Raw genomic sequence first — 18,150 nt, forward strand, 5'->3', positions numbered from 1 at the left:
ATTCGGTCTCGTCCCCCCAGACCGTCCGCTGCCCGTCGTCGACCGTTTCCCCTGGAGGCCAAGCCGTGTCAAAGCCGCCGTTCACGCACCTGCACGTCCACACCCAGTACTCGCTCCTGGACGGTGCCGCGCGGCTCAAGGACATGTTCAACGCGTGCAACGAGATGGGCATGACCCATATCGCGATGTCCGACCACGGCAACCTCCACGGCGCCTACGACTTCTTCCATACGGCGACGAAGGCCGGAGTCACGCCGATCATCGGCATCGAGGCGTACGTCGCCCCCGAGTCGCGGCGCAACAAGCGCAAGATCCAGTGGGGCCAGCCGCACCAGAAGCGCGACGACGTGTCCGGTTCGGGTGGTTACACCCACAAGACGATCTGGGCGGCGAACAAGACGGGCCTGCACAACCTCTTCAAGCTGTCCTCGGACGCGTACGCCGAGGGCTGGCTGCAGAAGTGGCCGCGCATGGACAAGGAGACCATCTCCCAGTGGTCCGAGGGGCTCATCGCCTCCACCGGCTGCCCTTCGGGCGAACTCCAGACCCGGCTGCGCCTGGGCCAGGAGGAGGAGGCCCTGAAGGCGGCGGCCGAGTACCAGGACATCTTCGGCAAGGACCGCTACTTCCTGGAGCTGATGGACCACGGCATCGAGATCGAGCGCCGGGTCCGTGACGGCCTCCTCGACATCGGCCGCAAGCTCGGCATCCCGCCCCTGGTGACGAACGACTCGCACTACACGTACGCGCACGAGGCGACCGCCCACGACGCCCTGCTCTGCATCCAGACCGGCAAGAACCTCTCCGACCCGGACCGCTTCCGCTTCGACGGCACCGGCTACTACCTGAAGTCCACCGACGAGATGTACGCCGTGGACTCTTCGGACGCCTGGCAGGAGGGCTGCCGCAACACCCTCCTGGTGGCCGAACAGATCGACACCACCGGCATGTTCGAGGCGAAGAACCTCATGCCGAAGTTCGACATCCCCGAGGGCTTCACCGAGGTCACCTGGTTCAAGGAGGAGGTGCGCCTGGGCATGGAGCGCCGCTTCCCGGGCGGTGTCCCCGAGGACCGGCAGAAGCAGGTCGAGTACGAGCTGGACGTCATCATCCAGATGGGGTTCCCGGGCTACTTCCTCGTCGTCGCCGACTTCATCATGTGGGCGAAGAACAACGGCATCGCGGTCGGCCCCGGCCGTGGTTCCGCGGCCGGCTCGATCGTCGCCTACGCCCTGGGCATCACCGACCTCGACCCGATCCCGCACGGCCTGATCTTCGAGCGGTTCCTCAACCCCGAGCGCGTCTCCATGCCCGACGTCGACATCGACTTCGACGAGCGCCGGCGCGTCGAGGTCATCCGGTACGTGACCGAGAAGTACGGCGCCGACAAGGTCGCCATGATCGGCACCTACGGCAAGATCAAGGCCAAGAACGCGATCAAGGACTCCGCGCGCGTGCTGGGCTACCCGTACGCGATGGGCGACCGCCTCACCAAGGCGATGCCCGCCGACGTCCTCGGCAAGGGCATCGACCTCTCCGGCATCACCGACCCCAAGCACCCCCGCTACGGCGAGGCGGGCGAGATCCGCGGGATGTACGAGAACGAACCGGACGTCAAGAAGGTCATCGACACCGCCAAGGGCGTCGAGGGCCTGGTCCGGCAGATGGGCGTGCACGCCGCCGGCGTGATCATGTCCAGCGAGCCCATCGTGGACCACGCCCCGATCTGGGTGCGGCACACGGACGGCGTGACCATCACACAGTGGGACTACCCGCAGTGCGAGTCGCTCGGCCTGATCAAGATGGACTTCCTGGGGCTGCGCAACCTCACCATCATGGACGACGCCGTGAAGATGGTGAAGTCCAACAAGGGCATCGACCTGGAGATGCTCGCCCTCCCGCTGGACGACCCCAAGACGTACGAACTGCTCTGCCGCGGCGACACGTTGGGCGTGTTCCAGTTCGACGGCGGCCCGATGCGTTCGCTGCTGCGCCAGATGCAGCCCGACAACTTCGAGGACATCTCCGCCGTCTCGGCCCTCTACCGGCCGGGCCCGATGGGCATGAACTCGCACATCAACTACGCGGAGCGCAAGAACAAGCGCCAGGAGATCACGCCGATCCACAAGGAGCTGGAGGAGCCCCTCGAGGAGGTCCTCGCGGTCACCTACGGCCTGATCGTCTACCAGGAGCAGGTGCAGAAGGCCGCCCAGATCGTCGCCGGGTACTCGCTCGGCGAGGCCGACATCCTGCGCCGTGTGATGGGCAAGAAGAAGCCCGACGAGCTGGCGAAGAACTTCACCATCTTCCAGGAGGGCGCCCGGAAGAACGGCTACAGCGACGCGGCGATCCAGGCTCTGTGGGACGTCCTGGTCCCCTTCGCCGGCTACGCGTTCAACAAGGCGCACTCCGCCGCGTACGGCCTGGTCTCGTACTGGACCGCCTATCTGAAGGCCAACTACCCGGCCGAGTACATGGCGGCGCTGCTCACCTCGGTCAAGGACGACAAGGACAAGTCCGCGATCTACCTCAACGAGTGCCGCCGCATGAAGATCAAGGTGCTCCCGCCGAACGTCAACGAGTCGGTGCACAACTTCGCCGCCCAGGGCGACGACGTGATCCTCTTCGGCCTGGAGGCCGTGCGCAACGTCGGCACGAACGTGGTCGACTCGATCATCAGGTCCCGCAAGGCGAAGGGGAAGTACGGCTCCTTCCCCGACTACCTGGACAAGGTCGAGGCGGCCGCCTGCAACAAGCGGACCACCGAATCCCTCATCAAGGCCGGTGCGTTCGACACTCTTGGCCACACCCGCAAGGGCCTCACCGCGCACTTCGAGCCGATGATCGACAACGTGGTGGCGGTCAAGCGCAAGGAGGCCGAGGGGCAGTTCGACCTCTTCGGGGGCATGGGCGACGAGGACACCAGCGAGCCCGGCTTCGGACTCGACGTGGAGTTCACCACGGAGGAGTGGGAGAAGACCTATCTCCTCGCCCAGGAGCGGGAGATGCTCGGTCTCTACGTCTCCGACCACCCGCTCTTCGGCCTGGAGCACGTGCTGTCCGACAAGGCCGACGCGGGCATCGCCCAGCTCACCGGAGGTGAGCACGGGGACGGCGCGGTCGTCACCATCGGCGGCATCATCTCCGGCCTCCAGCGCAAGATGACCAAGCAGGGCAACGCCTGGGCGATCGCCACCGTCGAGGATCTCGCGGGCTCCATCGAGTGCATGTTCTTCCCGGCGACCTACCAGCTCATCTCGACCCAACTCGTCGAGGACGCCATCGTGTTCGTCAAGGGCCGCCTCGACAAGCGCGAGGACGTGCCGCGCCTGGTCGCGATGGAGCTGATGGTCCCGGACCTGTCGAACGCGGGCACCAACGCGCCCGTGATCCTCACCATCCCGGCGACCAGGGTCACCCCGCCGATGGTGAGCAGGCTCGGTGAGATCCTCAGCCACCACCGGGGCGACAGCGAGGTCCGCATCAAGCTCCAGGGCCCGACCAAGACGACCGTCCTGCGTCTGGACCGGCACCGGGTGAAGCCGGATCCGGCTCTGTTCGGCGATCTGAAGGTGCTGCTCGGCCCGTCCTGCCTGGCCGGCTGAGCGACAGACATGACCGAGGGGCGCATCCGTCGACGGATGCGCCCCTCGGCGTGTACCCGGGTCTCAACAACCCTCAAGCAGGCTTCAGTTGTGACCGAAGCGCTTCTGCTTCCCCTTGCGGGCCATGTCGCTGGGAGTCGCCTGGGATATGCGCTGTTCGGCCTGTGCCTCCATCGAGGACGACGTGGCCTGCTCCTGGGCGCGCTCGGACTGCGACTGCTTACGGTCACGGTTCTTGTTCTTGGCCATGGTGATCTGCCTCCTGAGGGGGATCTAGGGGCCAGGGCCGCGACCAGATTCACATAGGCTGACGAAGAACGCATTTCGGATAATTACCGTGTGTGACATGGTTGATGCGAGAGAGAAGCCCCGAAACGCCACGCCGAAGATCGAGTTCGGGCCGTTAACCCCTGTGCGGTCGGGCAGACTCGAAGCAAGCCCGAAGTGAACCGACCGGGAAGAGGGTGAGTCGCGTGGACCGCTGCATCGTCCTGGTGGACGCCGGGTATCTGCTGGGGGCGGCGGCCAGTCTCCTCGCCGGGGAGCCCTCGCGCTCCCGGATCACCGTCGATCACGCCGCCCTCATCCAAGGCCTGCGCGAGCGCGCCGAGTCCGACACGGAACGGCCCCTGCTGCGCATCTACTGGTTCGACGGCGCCCCCGACCGCGTCCCGCAGCCCGAGCACCGCAGGCTGCGCGTGATGCCCCGGGTCACCGTCCGCCTCGGTGCCCTGACCCGCAGCGACGGCCGCTGGGCGCAGAAGGGCGTCGACGCCGCCATGCACGCCGAGCTGACCGAACTCGCCCGCAACCGCGCCTGCTCCGACGTCGTGCTCGTCACCGGCGACGGTGATCTGCTGCCGGGCATGATGGCCGCCAAGGAGCACGGCGTCGCCGTACACCTGTGGGCCGTACAAGCCGCCGACGGGGACTACAACCAGTCCGAGGACCTGGTCGCCGAGGCCGACGAGCGGCGGGTGCTCGACCGGATCTGGATCACCAAGGCCGTACGCGCGAAGGACCTCGGCGGGGTGTGCGCGCCGCCGCCCGTGCCGCGGCCGGAGATCGCCGCGATCCTGTCCGCGCCGCTGCCCGAGTCCGCGCCGGCGGCCCGCGAGCGGCCCGTCGAGGACGGCGAGCACGCGACCGCCGAGGCCGGCTCGGAGAACGGCACGCAGGAGCGGGTGCCCGCGTCCAAGGGCGTGCCCACCCCGAAGGACCTGGCGAGCCTGAAGGCTCCCGGGGCCGCCGCGCCCGCGCAGCACCCCGCGAGTGCGACCCTGCGCTGGTCCTCCGACAAAGGGTGGGTCGACCGGCCGGGCGGCGCCGCCGAACCGCCCGAGGTCGCCTCGATGCCGACGCTGGCGCAGTTGACCACCGCCGAGCAGCGCTGGGCCGACCGGGAGGAGGACATCACCACGGTCGGCGGCGACCCCTTCGAGGTGGGACAGGTCTTCGCCCGCCGCTGGATGGGCCGGCTCGGCGACCAGGGCGGCCACCTGCAGAAACTGTCCGGGATGTACCCGCGCGTCCCGCACCGCATCGACGGGGAACTGCTGCGCTACGCGGCCCGTTTCGGACTCCTCGCCCACAAGGACGACCAGATCGACGAGCACGACCGGTACGCGATCCGGGCCGGGTTCTGGCGCGAGATCGACGTACGGACGGCGGCCGAGCACGCGCCGGCCGGGGAGTGACACTCTTTACCGGCGTATTTGTCGCTATGAACCAACCCGAGAGCGGGGAGGGCTCCGCGACCCCGTACTCTCGTCCTTTGTGAGTACGCGCGCGGGGCAGGCACTTCGACACGGTGGTGACGTCGTGTGCGCGGTGCGCGGGCTCAGCAAGACCTATCCGGCGGTGCGCGGCCGACGCGGTGCGCCGGGCACCCCCGAGGTGCGGGCCACCGACGACGTGACCCTCGACATCCGCCGGGGCGAGATCTTCGGACTGCTCGGGCCGAACGGCGCCGGCAAGTCCACCCTCGTACGCCAGCTCACCGGGCTCATGCGGCCCGACGCCGGCAGCGTCGAGATCCTCGGGCACGACATCGTGCGGCACCCGGAGCGGGCCGCGCGGATCCTCGCCTACCTGGGCCAGGAGTCCTCCGCGCTCGACGAGCTGACCGTGTCGCTGGCCGCCGAGACGACCGGCCGGTTGCGCGGCCTGGACCTGCGCGACGCGCGGGCCGAACGGGACGCCGTACTCGACGAGTTGGGGCTTGCGGCGCTGGCCGGACGACCGCTCAAGAAGCTGTCCGGCGGGCAGCGGCGGCTGGCCTGTGTGGCCGCCGCGCTGGTCGGGGAGCGGCCGCTGCTGGTGCTCGACGAGCCGACCACCGGGATGGATCCGGTGGCGCGCCGGGCCGTGTGGTCCGCCGTCGACCGGCGCCGGGCCGAGCGCGGCAGCACCGTGCTGCTCGTCACCCACAACGTCATCGAGGCCGAGACCGTCCTCGACCGGGTCGCCGTCCTCGACCAGGGCAAGGTCATCGCCTGCGACAGCCCCGCCGGGCTCAAGGAGCAGGTCGCCGGAGAGGTGCGGGTCGAGCTGGTGTGGCGGGAGAAGCCGCCGCTGGACGTCCCGGAGGTCGCCGCGCTGCGGGACCGGGCCGTCGAGTCCGGCCGCCGCTGGACGCTGCGGCTGGCCCCCGAGGAGGCCAGGGTGGCCGTCGCCACGGTGACCGGCGGGGCCGCCTTCGCCGCCCTGGACGACTTCACCCTGGCGACCCCCAGCCTGGAGGACGTGTATCTGGCGCTGGGCGGCAACGCGCAGGGACTGGTGAAGGCATGAGTGCATGGGCCGTCGTATCCGTATGGGACAGCGCGACTGCCGGCGTCGAGAGGAGCAGCGCGACGTGAGTGTCGTATCCGCCGATGTTCTGCCGAGCGGTCCCCTGGCCGTGCCGGAGGCCGCCGGCACGGGCGCGGCCGAGCTCGGGCCGCGGGCCAGGCTGTGGCCCTCCATGGCCGCCGTCTACCGGGCGCAGTTGTCCCGGGCGCGGGTGGCGCGGATTCCGCTGCTGTTCGTGGCGACCTTTCAGTCGGTCGGCATCCTGATCATGATGCGCGGGGTCGTCGACGGCGGCAGCCACGACGCCCAGTTCGTGGTCGCGGGCTCGTCCGTGCTGGTCGTCGCCTACGTCGGGCTGAACCTGCTCGCGCAGTACTTCGGCCAGCTGCGCGGCAGCGGCGGGCTCGACCACTACGCCACCCTGCCGGTGCCGCCCGCCTCCGTGGTGCTGGGCGCGGCGGGGGCGTACGCCTCCTTCACCGTGCCGGGGACCGCGCTCACCGCTGTCTTCGGGTGCGTGCTGTTCGGGCTGCCGATGGGGAACATCTGGATCCTGGCGGCGGTGATCCCGCTCGCCGGGGCCGCGCTCGCCGGGCTCGGCGCCGCCCTCGGGCTGCTCGCACCGCGCCCCGAACTCGCCACGCTGCTCGGCCAGTTGGGCATGTCCGCGGCGCTGCTGCTGGGCGTGCTGCCGGCCGACCGGATGCCGGACGCGGTCCGCTTCCTGCGGGACCTGGTGCCGTCGACGTACGGCGTGGAGGCCTTCGCGCAGACGTTCGGTCCGCACCCGGACTGGGCGCTCGTCCTCGGTGACCTCGCCGTATGCGCCGGAGTCGGCGTCGTCTCGCTGGCGGTCGCCACCTGGGCCTATCGCCGGGCCGCCGTCCGGTGACGCGGCGCACAGCCGGGCCTGGCACGATGTCAGAGTGACCGCACCGCTGACTCCCCCTCCGCCGCCGCGTGACCAGTCCCCGCACGATCCGTGGCAGCCCCCGGGTTCCGGGTATCCGGCCCCCGCCCCGCAGGACGCGTCGTACGAACAGGACGGCCCCGGAATGAAGACCGAGCTGCGCGAGGCCGCGGTCGTCACCGTCGCCGTGGCGCTCGGCGGGGTGCTGCTCGGACTGCTGTGGTGGTGGCTGGCGCCGCATGTGCCGCTGGTCGGGGACGTGGTCGACAAGAACTGGGTCGTCTACCTCAAGGATTCCGAGGGTGAGCAGGCGGCGGGGGTGGATGGAACGTTCACTCTGCTCGCGGTCGGTTTCGGGGTGCTGAGTGCCCTCGCCGTCTTCCTGTGGCGGCGGCGCGGGGGAGTGCCGCTGGTCGTCGCGCTGACCGTGGGCGGGCTGCTCGCCTCGCTGCTCGCGTGGCGGCTCGGGATGTGGCTGGGCCCGGCGAAGGACGTGCTCGCGCACGCCAAGTCGGCGGGCAAGGGGGTCACGTTCTCGGCTCCGCTGAAGCTGGGCGCGAAGGGGGCGTTGCTCGCGTGGTCCGTGGCCACGCTCGTCGTCCACCTCGGGCTGACCGCGCTGTTCGGGCCGCGGGATCCGGAGCCGCCCTATCTTCCGCAGGGGCCGGTTCCCACGGATGGGTACGGGGCGCCGTCGTCGTAGGGAGGGTTACTGGGGGCTTGCCGCCCCCAGAACCCAAGTGCCGGACGGGCTGAAGGACCTAGGCCGGCCGGTGTCCGTGATTCGAGCGGTGCTTCCTGACGCGCCACTTCCGTTTCCTGGTTTTCTTCGACATGCCCCTTGTGCTTAACACTGGCGCCCGATGGGCGCCAGTACCGCCTGCGTGAGGGTCGTCAGATCCTCGGGGGAGAGTTCGACCTCCAGGCCGCGGCGGCCCGCCGAGACGCAGATCGTGGAGTGGGCGGCGGCGGAGTCGTCCAGGACCGTGCGGAGCCTCTTGCGCTGGCCGAGGGGGGAGATGCCGCCGCGGACATAGCCCGTGGTGCGTTCGGCCAGGGTCGGGTCGGCCATGGCCGCGCGTTTGCCGCCCACCGCCGCCGCGAGTGCCTTCAGGTCGAGCTGGCCGGCCACCGGGACCACGGCCACCGTCAGGGCGCCGTCGACGTCCGCGACCAGGGTCTTGAAGACGCGGTCGGGGGAGACGCCCATCGCCTCGGCGGCCTCCTCGCCGTAGGAGGGGTGGGCGGGATCGTGGTCGTAGGAATGGACCTCGTACGGCACTCCCGCGGCCGTCAGGGCCACGGTCGCGGGGGTGCCGCCCGACGGGGACTGCTGCTTCTTGGGTTTCTTCGCCATCAGGGGTCCGGCCTCAGTTCAGGCTCGTCGGGCCGCGGGTCAGTTCCGCCGCGGGCAGGGACGGGAGATTGCGGATGATGGCCGTCTCGGAGCGCAGGAGTTTCAGCTCGTCGCGCAGGCGGGAGGCGGTGTCGGGGGACTGGAGCAGGCGTTGCTTCGCCGCCGTGTCGAGCATCATCGCGGCGGCGACCAGGTACGAGACCACGGACGGCTCGTCCGGCAGCTCGGCGTCGCCGGTCGACAGCGTCCGCTCGCGGGCCCCCGCGAGACGCTTCTGGTACTGGCGGAACGCGCGTAGCACGCCCTCGGCAAGCGCGCCCGCCTCGTCGCCCTTCTCCTCGGACAGCTCCTCCAGCTCGGCCGTCAGGAACGGGCCCGAGGCGTCCACGGAGAGCAGCCGCATCCGGGTCGTGCCCGTCGCCAGCACCTCGAAGGTGCCGTCGGCGCGCTCCCGGATGGTCGCCGCGTCGGCGACGCAGCCCACCGAGTGGAAGGACTTGAGCGGGTCGGGGCCGAAACCGGCCGCGGGCCCGCGCTCGGGCACGGCCGTCTGGTCCGGCATGCCCGGGGCGGTGGACGCCACCTCGTGGCCGTCACGGATGGCGACGACGGCGAATCGGCGCGGTTCCTCCTCAGGGGTCTTGAGCAGATCGCGCATCAACGCGCGATAGCGCTCCTCGAAAATGTTCAGAGGAAGCACGAGCCCCGGGAACAGAACCGAGTTCAGGGGGAAGAGCGGCAGCCGGACGGTGGTCACGGCGCAAAAGCCTAATGGTCGCCGGAGCGGGCACGACCGCCGTGCTCACTCCGTGGATGCTCCGGGGCCTTCTCGAAGGCCCACGGCTGCCGCGGAATCCCCTGGAGACCGGCCGGAACCGGGCCGCCCAGCGGCAGCTCCGAGGCCACCGCGAGCCGTACTCCGTCGCGCGTCTCCAGGAACTGGCCCAGCGGGTCGTCCGAGATCCGGTCCCAGGGGAAGGACGTGGCGTAGGGGCCGATGAGGCGCAGTTGGTCCAAGGCGTCCGTCCAGCGTTCGAGGCGGATGAGGACGTACGTCAGCAGGTTGCGGACCTCGGCGGGCCAGGGGTCGGCGGCCGCGTACGTGGCGGAGAGGGCGATGGCGAGGTCGGCCGCCGCGTCGAGGCGCGCGCGGGGCACCGTCGGCGCGCAGCCGTCGGTCAGACAGGCGAAGGCCGCCCGCACCGGCAGCGCCTGCACGAGGGAGCCGGGCAGCGCGTCCTGCGCGGCCGGCTCGGCGAAGTCGAAGCACTCGCGGTGCGAGCACCGGGCGGTGTGCGGCCGGTCTCCCCACCGGGCGCAGCAGTGCGCGGACAGGTACTGGAGAGCCGCCACATGGCAGCCGTAGTGGTGCGGGGAGCGGCGCACCGCCTCGCCCCACAGCCGCTCGAACTCGGCGTGCCCGGCGTTCGTGCCCCGCGCGTGGTCGAGGGCGATCCGCCACGGCACCGGGTCGCGCGGGCCGGCCTCGGCCGCCGCGGCGATCAGTGGGCTCAGCTCCCGCAGCAGTTCGGCGCGGGCCGGTGACTCCCAGCAGCGGTCCACCGCGAGCTGGGCCCCGACCAGCAGCGCGTCGGGGTCGTGCGGCGCGGCGGCCCGCCAGTGGGCCAGCCACTCGGGGCGGGAGCGGGCGAACGCGGCGAGCCGGCGCGTGTAGCGGTCGCGGTCCTCCCACTCGGCGGCGGCACGGGTGGTGGCCAGCAGCCCGGCCGCGGGCCCGTACTCGCCGCGCCCGGCCGCGACCAGCGCGGGGCCGAGCCGGTCGTCGGGCGCGTCGAGGAGGACCTCGTCGTCGGCCGGCAGTCCGGCGGCGAGCCGCGAGGTGTTCCTTGCCATCCGGGCGGTACGGATGAACGCGCGCAGCAGAGCCATGGTGTCGACCATTGAAAGACCGTGGATCAGGCGGGCGCCAGAGCGTTCGGGTACCCGGTTGAAAGTTGTACGCGACCGGGTCAAGCCCCGGTAAAAGGTGACTATTGCTCACCTGTTCGACTGCTGTGCATGTGGGGCGCTTTCAGCCGCGTCTCAGCAGCCGTGTCGCCCCCGCCGCCACCGTCGTCGCCAGGATCCAGCCCAGCAGGATCAGCGCCACGGACACCCACTGCCAGCCGCCGTGCAGCCGCCACTGGCCCGCCTGCCCCAGGTCGATCACCGGCAGCAGCAGATCCAGCGCGAACAGGGCGGGGCTCCACGGCGGATGCCCGTTGTCGTTCATCGGCGTGTGGTCGGCGTGCGCGAAGGCCAGCGAACTCGCCGCCCACAGCACCGCCATCCATACGGCGGCCCGGCCCGGCCGGTACCCGTAGGCGACCGTCCAGTCCTGCACGACCCCCCACACCTTGGCCGCGACCGGCAGGCTCTCCCGGCGCCGGCGCTGCTTGGCGAGCAGCACCTCGCGCGCGTCCTCGTCCTCACCCGCGTTGCGCAGCACGGTCGCGAGCCGCTCGTACGGCTCCGGGGCGTACTCGGCGGTCGCCGCGGCCACCCAGTCCAGCCGCGTGGTCAGCGGGAACGGACCCACCGGCACCAGGTTCTCGTAGAAGAAGCCGCCCATGTGGAGGTTGCCCGGCTCCGGCCAACTGGTCGCCCGGTCGATCAGGTTGACGATCCGCGCCCCCGACAGCACCACCTTGCCGCGCTCCGGCTTCTCCCCGAGGAAGCGCAGCTCGGGCGTCTGTACCCGGCGCAGCGACAGCTCCTGGTCGTCGGTGAAGGCGAACCGGGCCCGCTCCAGGTCCACGGCGTCCCCGAACCGCCCGTCGTCCAGCCGCACCCCGCCCTGGCACTCGAAGCGCTGGATGCGGGTCCCGTGCGCGGGTGTCGTGCCGCTCAGCCAGGGACCGCCGACGCCGGCCGGGGTGAGGTACAGGGTGCGGCCGACGGTCAACTGCGGGGCGTTCAGGGCGAGTCGGGTGTACGGATTGGCCAGCCGGGCGCCGCGCAGGCTCAGCGAGACCCCGACCTTGGCACTGCGCAGGCTCAACTCGCCGTGCGATTCGAGGAGTTCGGCCTGCAGATCCTGGCCCACGGTCATGCCGTCGGCGGCGATCGAACGCCCGGTGCGGTCCCGGTAGACGATCGCCTGGTTGAGCAGCAGATCGGTGCCGATGTGCGCGTCCGTGAGCCGCAGCCCGTTGTGGAAGCGGCACCGCGGCAGATGCAGATCGCCCTCCGTGTGCACCCGCGCCGCCTCCAGACGCGGCACCGAGCAGTCCACCAGCCGTACGGTCTGGAGATGGGCCTCCGGCAGCAGGATCTCCTGCTCGAACCGGCAGCCCTTCAGCTCGACGTACGGCCTGACGGTGCCGCCCGCGAGGTCCAGGGTGCCGGTGATGCGCAGCCCGGTGAGCTTCAGGGAGGCCACCCGGCCCGACAGCGGGGGCGGGCCGTCCAGGAGCAGCCAGCACACGATGCGGGCCCGCACGGTCCGCTCCGGGCCCCACGGATGCCCGCCGTGCGGATCGTCGACGGCGGTGTCGCCGCTGCTCAGGTCGTACACGCTGCCGTTGCGGAAGGCCTGCCACATTCCCAGCTCGGCGGCGGTCGCGTCGTCCGGCACGTCCCCCGGGAGGCCGGCACCCTCGGTCACTGCTCTGTCATCCCTCTCGACTGCTCATGCGTCTCGCACAGCTGTTCATGCCCGCTGTGTGACGCCCGGAACACTAGCCGTGAAGGGGATCTTCCGGATTCCGGCCAGGTTCTGTATCAGCCATTGATATGCGTGAGCGTCGCCCGATCGCCGTCTGAGAGAATTGTCCTCGTGATCTCCCGAATCGATCTGCGCGGCGACGCCCTCCCCGACGGGCCCGCCCTGCGCGACCTGCTGCCCCGAGCCGACTTCGACGTCTCGGCCGCCCTGGAGAAGGTGCGTCCGATCTGCGAGGCCGTGCATCATCGGGGCGACGCGGCGCTGATCGACTTCGCCGAGAAGTTCGACGGGGTGCGGCTGGAATCGGTACGGGTCCCGGTCGAGGCGCTGCGTACGGCTCTGGAACAGCTCGACCCGGCCGTCCGCGCGGCCCTGGAGGAGTCCATCCGGCGCGCCCGTCTCGTCCACCGCGAGCAGCGCCGTGCGACCCACACGACCCAGGTCGTGCCGGGCGGTTCCGTCACCGAGAAGTGGGTGCCGGTCGACCGGGTGGGGCTCTACGCGCCCGGCGGTCGCTCGGTCTACCCCTCGTCCGTGATCATGAACGTCGTCCCGGCCCAGGAGGCCGGCGTCCCCTCGATCGCGCTCGCCTCGCCCGCGCAGGCCGAGTTCGACGGCCTGCCGCACCCGACGATCCTCGCCGCGTGCGCGCTGCTCGGCGTCGACGAGGTCTACGCGGCCGGTGGCGCCACCGCCGTCGCGATGTTCGCCCACGGCACGGAGTCCTGCGCCCCGGCCGACATGGTCACCGGCCCCGGCAACATCTGGGTCGCCGCCGCCAAGCGCTACTTCACCGGAAAGATCGGCATCGACACCGAGGCCGGCCCCACCGAGATCGCGGTCCTCGCCGACGACACCGCCGACCCGGTGCACGTCGCCTCCGACCTGATCAGCCAGGCCGAGCACGACCCGCTCGCCGCCGCCGTCCTGGTCACGGACTCCGTGACGCTCGCCGACGCGGTCGAGAAGGAACTGGAACCGCAGGTCGCGGCCACCAAGCACATCGAGGACCGGATCGTCCCGGCCCTGAACGGCAGGCAGTCCGCGATCGTCCTCGTCGACGGCATCGACGAGGGCCTGCGGGTGGTCGACGCGTACGGCGCCGAGCACCTGGAGATCCAGACGGCCGACGCCGCCGCCGTCGCCGACCGGGTCCGCAACGCGGGCGCGATCTTCGTCGGCCCCTGGGCGCCCGTCTCCCTCGGCGACTACGCGGCCGGCTCCAACCACGTGCTGCCGACCGGCGGTTGCGCCTGCCACTCCTCCGGGCTCTCCGTGCAGTCGTTCCTGCGCGGCATCCACATCGTCGACTACACCCGCGACGCCCTCGCCGACGTGGCGCATCACGTGGTGACGCTGGCGGAGGCGGAGGACCTGCCCGCGCACGGCGCGGCGGTCAAGGCAAGGTTCGGTTGGAAGGTGCCCGGCAAGTGAGTTTCGGAATCGACGATCTTCCCGTACGGGACGAGCTGCGCGGCAAGTCCCCCTACGGCGCGCCCCAGTTGGACGTCCCCGTACGGCTGAACACCAACGAGAACCCCTACCCGCTGCCCGAGGCCCTGGTCGAGCGCATCGCCGAGCGGGTCCGCGAGGCCGCCCGCCACCTCAACCGCTACCCGGACCGGGACGCGGTGGAGTTGCGCACCCAGCTCGCCAAGTACCTGACGGACACGGCCGGTTACCAGGTCGGCCCGGCCAACGTCTGGGCGGCCAACGGCTCCAACGAGGTCATCCAGCAACTGCTCCAGACCTTCGGCGGACCCGGCCGCACCGCCATTGGCTTCGAGCCGTCGTACTCGATGCACGCGCTCATCGCGCGCGGCACGGGGACCGGTTGGATCTCCGGTCCGCGCAACGAGGACTTCACGATCGATCTCGCGGCTGCCGAGCGGTGGATCGCCGAGAACAAGCCCGACGTCGTGTTCATCACGACCCCCAACAACCCCACGGGCAACGCCGTTCCGCCCGAGACGGTGCTCGCGCTGTACGAGGCGGCACAGGCCGCCAAGCCCTCGATGGTGATCGTCGACGAGGCGTACATCGAGTTCAGCCACGGCGACTCGCTGCTGCCGCTGCTCGAAGGTCGGCCGAATCTCGTCGTCTCGCGCACCATGTCGAAAGCGTTCGGAGCGGCGGGCCTGCGCCTCGGCTATCTCGCCGCGCACCCGGCGGTCGTCGACGCCGTCCAACTCGTACGGCTGCCCTACCACTTGTCGGCCGTCACCCAGGCGACCGCGCTGGCCGCCCTGGAGCACACCGACACCCTGCTCGGGTACGTGGAGCAGCTCAAGTCCGAACGGGACCGACTGGTGGGCGAGTTGCGGGCCATCGGCTACGACGTGGTCGAGTCCGACGCGAACTTCGTGCAGTTCGGGCGGTTCGAGAACTCTCACACCGCCTGGCAGGCGATCCTCGACCGGGGCGTCCTGGTCCGGGACAACGGCATCCCGGGGTGGCTGCGGGTCTCCGCCGGAACCCCCGAAGAGAACGACGCGTTCCTCGACGCGGCCCGTGAACTCAAGAAGGAGCAGAGCGCATGAACCGCGTAGGACGTGTGGAGCGGGTGACCAAGGAGACCTCGGTCGTCGTCGAGATCGATCTCGACGGCGCCGGCAAGGTCGATGTGTCGACAGGGGTCGGCTTCTACGACCACATGCTCGACCAGCTCGGCCGGCACGGTCTGTTCGACCTCACCGTGAAGACCGAGGGCGACCTGCACATCGACTCGCACCACACCATCGAGGACACCGCCCTCGCCCTCGGTGCCGCCTTCAAGCAGGCGCTCGGCGACAAGGTGGGCATCTACCGCTTCGGGAACTGCACGGTCCCGCTGGACGAGTCCCTCGCCCAGGTGACCGTCGACCTCTCCGGCCGCCCGTACCTCGTGCACACCGAGCCCGAGAACATGGCGCCGATGATCGGCGAGTACGACACCACGATGACCCGGCACATCCTGGAGTCCTTCGTCGCCCAGGCCCAGATCGCGCTGCACGTGCACGTGCCGTACGGGCGCAACGCGCACCACATCGTGGAGTGCCAGTTCAAGGCCCTCGCCCGCGCCCTGCGGTACGCCTCCGAGCGCGACCCGCGCGCGGCCGGCATCCTCCCCTCCACGAAGGGCGCGCTGTGACCGGCCTGTCGAGCCTCCTGATCGTCGTCGGACTCTTCCTCCTCGGCGGGGTCTACTCCTTCGTCAAGCAGAAGATGCCGGCGAGCCTCATCGTGCTGGTCTCCATCGGCGCCGCGATGTGTCTCGTCGCCGGGGTCATGCGGCTGGAGGTGTGGAATTGAGCGCATCCGTCAACGCAGCGAAGAAGGTAGTCGTCTTCGACTACGGCTTCGGGAACGTCCGGTCCGCCGAGCGCGCCCTCGCGCGCACCGGCGCCGAGGTCGAGATAACGCGTGACTTCGACAAGGCCATGAACGCGGACGGGCTGCTGGTACCGGGCGTCGGCGCCTTCGCCGCCTGCATGGAGGGCCTGCGCGCCGCGCGCGGCGACTGGATCGTCGGCCGCCGGCTGGCCGGCGGGCGTCCGGTGATGGGCATCTGCGTGGGCATGCAGATCCTGTTCGCGCGGGGCATCGAGCACGGCGTGGAGACCGAGGGCCTCGACGAGTGGCCCGGCTCGGTCGAGCCGTTGCAGGCCGAGATCGTGCCCCACATGGGCTGGAACACCGTGGACACCCCGGCGGGCTCGCAGCTCTTCGCGGGCCTGGACGCCGACGCGCGTTTCTACTTCGTGCACTCCTACGCCGTCCACGACTGGTCGTTGGAAGTCGCCAACCCGGCGATGCGCGCCCCCCTGGTCACCTGGTCGACGCACGGCAAGCCCTTCGTGGCCGCCGTGGAGAACGGCGCCCTGTGGGCCACCCAGTTCCACCCCGAGAAGTCCGGCGACGCCGGAGCGCAGCTGCTCACCAACTGGATCGGAACCCTGTAGACCATGGCCAAGCTCGAACTCCTCCCCGCCGTCGACGTCCGCGACGGCCAGGCCGTCCGCCTCGTCCACGGCGAGTCCGGGACCGAGACCTCCTACGGCTCACCCCTGGAGGCCGCCCTCGCCTGGCAGCGCTCCGGCGCCGAGTGGCTGCACCTCGTCGACCTGGACGCCGCGTTCGGCACCGGCGACAACCGCAAGCTGATCGCCGAGGTCGCCGGCGCCATGGACATCAAGGTCGAGCTGTCCGGCGGCATCCGCGACGACGACACGCTCGCCGCCGCCCTCGCCACCGGCTGCACCCGGGTGAACCTCGGCACCGCCGCCCTGGAGACCCCCGAGTGGGTCGCCAAGGTCATCGCCGAGCACGGCGACAAGATCGCGGTCGGTCTCGACGTACGCGGCACGACCCTGCGCGGGCGCGGTTGGACCCGCGACGGCGGCGACCTCTACGAAACCCTGGACCGCCTCAACTCCGAGGGCTGCGCCCGCTACGTGGTCACCGACATCGCCAAGGACGGCACCCTCCAGGGCCCCAATCTGGAGCTGCTGCGCAATGTCTGCGCGGCGACCGACCGCCCGGTCGTGGCCTCCGGCGGGGTGTCCTCCCTGGACGACCTGCGGGCCATCGCCGAGCTGGTACCGCTCGGTGTCGAGGGCTCCATCGTCGGGAAGGCCCTGTACGCGAAGGCGTTCACCCTGGAAGAGGCCTTGGAGGCGGTGGCCCGGTGACCGAGCTACGACGCGTCACGACCGGCGCGCCCTGGGAGGACGCCTTCGGTTACTCCCGCGCGGTGGAGCTGCCGAACGGCCTGGTGCTGGTCTCCGGGTGCACGTCGATAGTGGACGGCGAGATCGCCGGGGGCGGTCCCTACGAGCAGACGGTCAACGCGTTCAACGTCGCGTTCGCTGCGCTGGACGAACTGGGTCTCGGCGCGGCCGACGTCGTCCGAACCCGTATGTACATCACCCACGCCAGGGATGTGGAGGACGTGGGCCGCGCACACAAGGAACTGTTCGACGCCGTCCGCCCCGCCGCCTCCATGCTCATCGTGTCCGGCTTCGTCGACCCGAGTCTGGTCGTCGAGGTCGAGGTGGAGGCGTACCGAGGGGAGTCCTCGTCATGACGCTCGCCGTACGGGTCATCCCCTGCCTGGACGTGGACAACGGCCGGGTCGTCAAGGGCGTCAACTTCCAGAACCTGCGCGACGCGGGCGACCCCGTCGAGATGGCCAAGGTCTACGACGCCGAGGGCGCCGACGAGCTGACCTTCCTGGACATCACCGCGTCCTCCGGCAACCGCGAGACGACCTACGACGTGGTCCGCCGCACCGCCGAGCAGGTCTTCATCCCGCTCACGGTCGGCGGCGGCGTCCGCACGGCCGAGGACGTCGACAAGCTGCTGCGGGCCGGCGCGGACAAGGTCGGCGTCAACACGGCGGCGATCGCCCGCCCGGACCTGATCCGCGAGATCGCGGAGCGCTTCGGCCGACAGGTCCTCGTCCTCTCGGTGGACGCCCGCCGCACCGACTCGGGCTCCTTCGAGGTCACCACCCACGGCGGCCGCACCGGCACCGGCATCGACGCCGTCGAATGGGCGCACCGGGCCGCCGAGTTGGGCGCGGGGGAGATCCTGCTCAATTCGATGGACGCCGACGGCACCAAGGACGGCTACGACCTGGAGATGATCGCGGCGGTCCGCAAACACGTCACCGTCCCGGTCATCGCCTCCGGCGGCGCGGGCAAGCTCGCGGACTTTCCCCCGGCGGTGGCCGCGGGGGCGGACGCGGTGCTGGCGGCCTCCGTCTTCCACTTCGGGGATCTGCGGATCGGCGAGGTGAAGCAGGCGCTGAAGGAGGCGGGACACCCGGTGCGGTGAT

At 70.7% G+C, this 18,150-nt stretch carries 18 protein-coding genes; 13 read left to right on the forward strand and 5 right to left on the reverse strand.

Annotation, left to right across the window (positions count from 1 at the left end; genetic code table 11):
* Window positions 1-65: 65 nt before the first annotated feature.
* The gene (gene dnaE / locus AB0M63_RS29765) at window positions 66-3,605 is read left to right on the forward strand and encodes a DNA polymerase III subunit alpha (protein WP_366021611.1); all 3,540 of its coding nucleotides are present in this window, start codon (window positions 66-68) and stop codon (window positions 3,603-3,605) included.
* An 84-nt stretch (window positions 3,606-3,689) separates the two neighbouring features.
* Here dnaE and AB0M63_RS29770 read toward each other — a convergent pair whose 3' ends face one another.
* Window positions 3,690-3,854, reverse strand: coding sequence for a hypothetical protein (locus AB0M63_RS29770; protein ID WP_355912577.1), 165 nt, complete (start codon window positions 3,852-3,854; stop codon window positions 3,690-3,692).
* 224 nt (window positions 3,855-4,078) lie between these two features.
* On the opposite strand from AB0M63_RS29770, the gene AB0M63_RS29775 reads away from it, so the two are divergent.
* The 4 genes from AB0M63_RS29775 to AB0M63_RS29790 all read left to right on the forward strand — a co-directional run bounded on the left by AB0M63_RS29775 (window position 4,079) and on the right by AB0M63_RS29790 (window position 8,011).
* The gene (locus tag AB0M63_RS29775) at window positions 4,079-5,302 is read left to right on the forward strand and encodes an NYN domain-containing protein (RefSeq protein WP_366021612.1); all 1,224 of its coding nucleotides are present in this window, start codon (window positions 4,079-4,081) and stop codon (window positions 5,300-5,302) included.
* 124 nt (window positions 5,303-5,426) lie between these two features.
* Window positions 5,427-6,398 carry an ABC transporter ATP-binding protein gene (locus AB0M63_RS29780; protein WP_366021805.1) on the forward strand — a complete coding sequence of 324 codons (972 nt, stop codon included), beginning with the start codon at window positions 5,427-5,429 and terminating at the stop codon, window positions 6,396-6,398.
* A gap of 64 nt (window positions 6,399-6,462) precedes the next feature.
* Window positions 6,463-7,290, forward strand: coding sequence for an ABC transporter permease (locus tag AB0M63_RS29785; protein ID WP_355912571.1), 828 nt, complete (start codon window positions 6,463-6,465; stop codon window positions 7,288-7,290).
* Window positions 7,291-7,324: 34 nt separating this feature from the next.
* Entirely contained in the window at window positions 7,325-8,011 is a 687-nt protein-coding gene (locus AB0M63_RS29790) for a hypothetical protein (RefSeq protein WP_355912568.1), read from the forward strand.
* Window positions 8,012-8,155: 144 nt separating this feature from the next.
* On the opposite strand, the gene ybaK is transcribed toward AB0M63_RS29790, so the two are convergent.
* From ybaK to AB0M63_RS29810, 4 genes are all read right to left on the reverse strand, one after another.
* The gene (gene ybaK / locus AB0M63_RS29795) at window positions 8,156-8,665 is read right to left on the reverse strand and encodes a Cys-tRNA(Pro) deacylase (RefSeq protein ID WP_355912565.1); all 510 of its coding nucleotides are present in this window, start codon (window positions 8,663-8,665) and stop codon (window positions 8,156-8,158) included.
* Window positions 8,666-8,678: 13 nt separating this feature from the next.
* Entirely contained in the window at window positions 8,679-9,422 is a 744-nt protein-coding gene (locus AB0M63_RS29800) for an LON peptidase substrate-binding domain-containing protein (protein WP_355912562.1), read from the reverse strand.
* 11 nt (window positions 9,423-9,433) lie between these two features.
* A complete protein-coding gene (locus AB0M63_RS29805; protein WP_366021613.1) occupies window positions 9,434-10,567 on the reverse strand; it encodes a hypothetical protein in 1,134 nt (377 codons plus the stop codon).
* Window positions 10,568-10,697: 130 nt separating this feature from the next.
* Window positions 10,698-12,272, reverse strand: coding sequence for an oxidoreductase (locus AB0M63_RS29810; RefSeq protein ID WP_366021614.1), 1,575 nt, complete (start codon window positions 12,270-12,272; stop codon window positions 10,698-10,700).
* Between the two features lie 171 nt (window positions 12,273-12,443).
* Between AB0M63_RS29810 and hisD the strand changes: the two genes are divergently transcribed.
* The 8 genes from hisD to hisF are packed head-to-tail and all read left to right on the forward strand — an operon-like array spanning window position 12,444 to window position 18,149.
* On the forward strand, window positions 12,444-13,766 hold the full coding sequence (gene hisD / locus AB0M63_RS29815) for a histidinol dehydrogenase (protein ID WP_366021615.1): 1,323 nt from the start codon (window positions 12,444-12,446) through the stop codon (window positions 13,764-13,766).
* Entirely contained in the window at window positions 13,763-14,872 is a 1,110-nt protein-coding gene (locus AB0M63_RS29820) for a histidinol-phosphate transaminase (RefSeq protein ID WP_355912551.1), read from the forward strand. Before hisD ends, AB0M63_RS29820 begins: the two co-directional genes overlap by 4 nt.
* The gene (gene hisB / locus AB0M63_RS29825; protein ID WP_033284488.1) at window positions 14,869-15,462 is read left to right on the forward strand and encodes an imidazoleglycerol-phosphate dehydratase HisB; all 594 of its coding nucleotides are present in this window, start codon (window positions 14,869-14,871) and stop codon (window positions 15,460-15,462) included. Before AB0M63_RS29820 ends, hisB begins: the two co-directional genes overlap by 4 nt.
* Window positions 15,459-15,623: a hypothetical protein gene (locus AB0M63_RS29830; protein WP_355912548.1), complete on the forward strand. Its 165-nt coding sequence runs from the start codon at window positions 15,459-15,461 to the stop codon at window positions 15,621-15,623. Before hisB ends, AB0M63_RS29830 begins: the two co-directional genes overlap by 4 nt.
* A complete protein-coding gene (gene hisH, locus AB0M63_RS29835; RefSeq protein WP_366021616.1) occupies window positions 15,614-16,273 on the forward strand; it encodes an imidazole glycerol phosphate synthase subunit HisH in 660 nt (219 codons plus the stop codon). Before AB0M63_RS29830 ends, hisH begins: the two co-directional genes overlap by 10 nt.
* Before the next feature lie 3 nt (window positions 16,274-16,276).
* A complete protein-coding gene (priA, locus tag AB0M63_RS29840) occupies window positions 16,277-17,002 on the forward strand; it encodes a bifunctional 1-(5-phosphoribosyl)-5-((5-phosphoribosylamino)methylideneamino)imidazole-4-carboxamide isomerase/phosphoribosylanthranilate isomerase PriA (protein ID WP_200714877.1) in 726 nt (241 codons plus the stop codon).
* Window positions 16,999-17,397 (forward strand): RidA family protein, encoded by a 399-nt coding sequence (locus tag AB0M63_RS29845; RefSeq protein WP_366021617.1) that lies wholly within the window; start codon window positions 16,999-17,001, stop codon window positions 17,395-17,397. Before priA ends, AB0M63_RS29845 begins: the two co-directional genes overlap by 4 nt.
* Entirely contained in the window at window positions 17,394-18,149 is a 756-nt protein-coding gene (gene hisF / locus AB0M63_RS29850; protein ID WP_366021618.1) for an imidazole glycerol phosphate synthase subunit HisF, read from the forward strand. Before AB0M63_RS29845 ends, hisF begins: the two co-directional genes overlap by 4 nt.
* Window position 18,150 lies beyond the last annotated feature (1 nt).

The sequence above is a fragment of the Streptomyces sp. NPDC051576 genome (assembly GCF_040681835.1).
Taxonomy (GTDB): Bacteria; Actinomycetota; Actinomycetes; order Streptomycetales; family Streptomycetaceae; genus Streptomyces.

What these genes read in the sequence shown, in the direction of transcription:
- AB0M63_RS29770 (WP_355912577.1), bottom strand. Translation starts at nt 3,854, where the DNA reads ATGGCCAAGAACAAGAACCGTGACCGTAAGCAGTCGCAGTCCGAGCGC.
- ybaK (WP_355912565.1), bottom strand. Translation starts at nt 8,665, where the DNA reads ATGGCGAAGAAACCCAAGAAGCAGCAGTCCCCGTCGGGCGGCACCCCC.
- AB0M63_RS29805 (WP_366021613.1), bottom strand. Translation starts at nt 10,567, where the DNA reads ATGGTCGACACCATGGCTCTGCTGCGCGCGTTCATCCGTACCGCCCGG.
- hisB (WP_033284488.1), top strand. Translation starts at nt 14,869, where the DNA reads ATGAACCGCGTAGGACGTGTGGAGCGGGTGACCAAGGAGACCTCGGTC.
- priA (WP_200714877.1), top strand. Translation starts at nt 16,277, where the DNA reads ATGGCCAAGCTCGAACTCCTCCCCGCCGTCGACGTCCGCGACGGCCAG.
- hisF (WP_366021618.1), top strand. Translation starts at nt 17,394, where the DNA reads ATGACGCTCGCCGTACGGGTCATCCCCTGCCTGGACGTGGACAACGGC.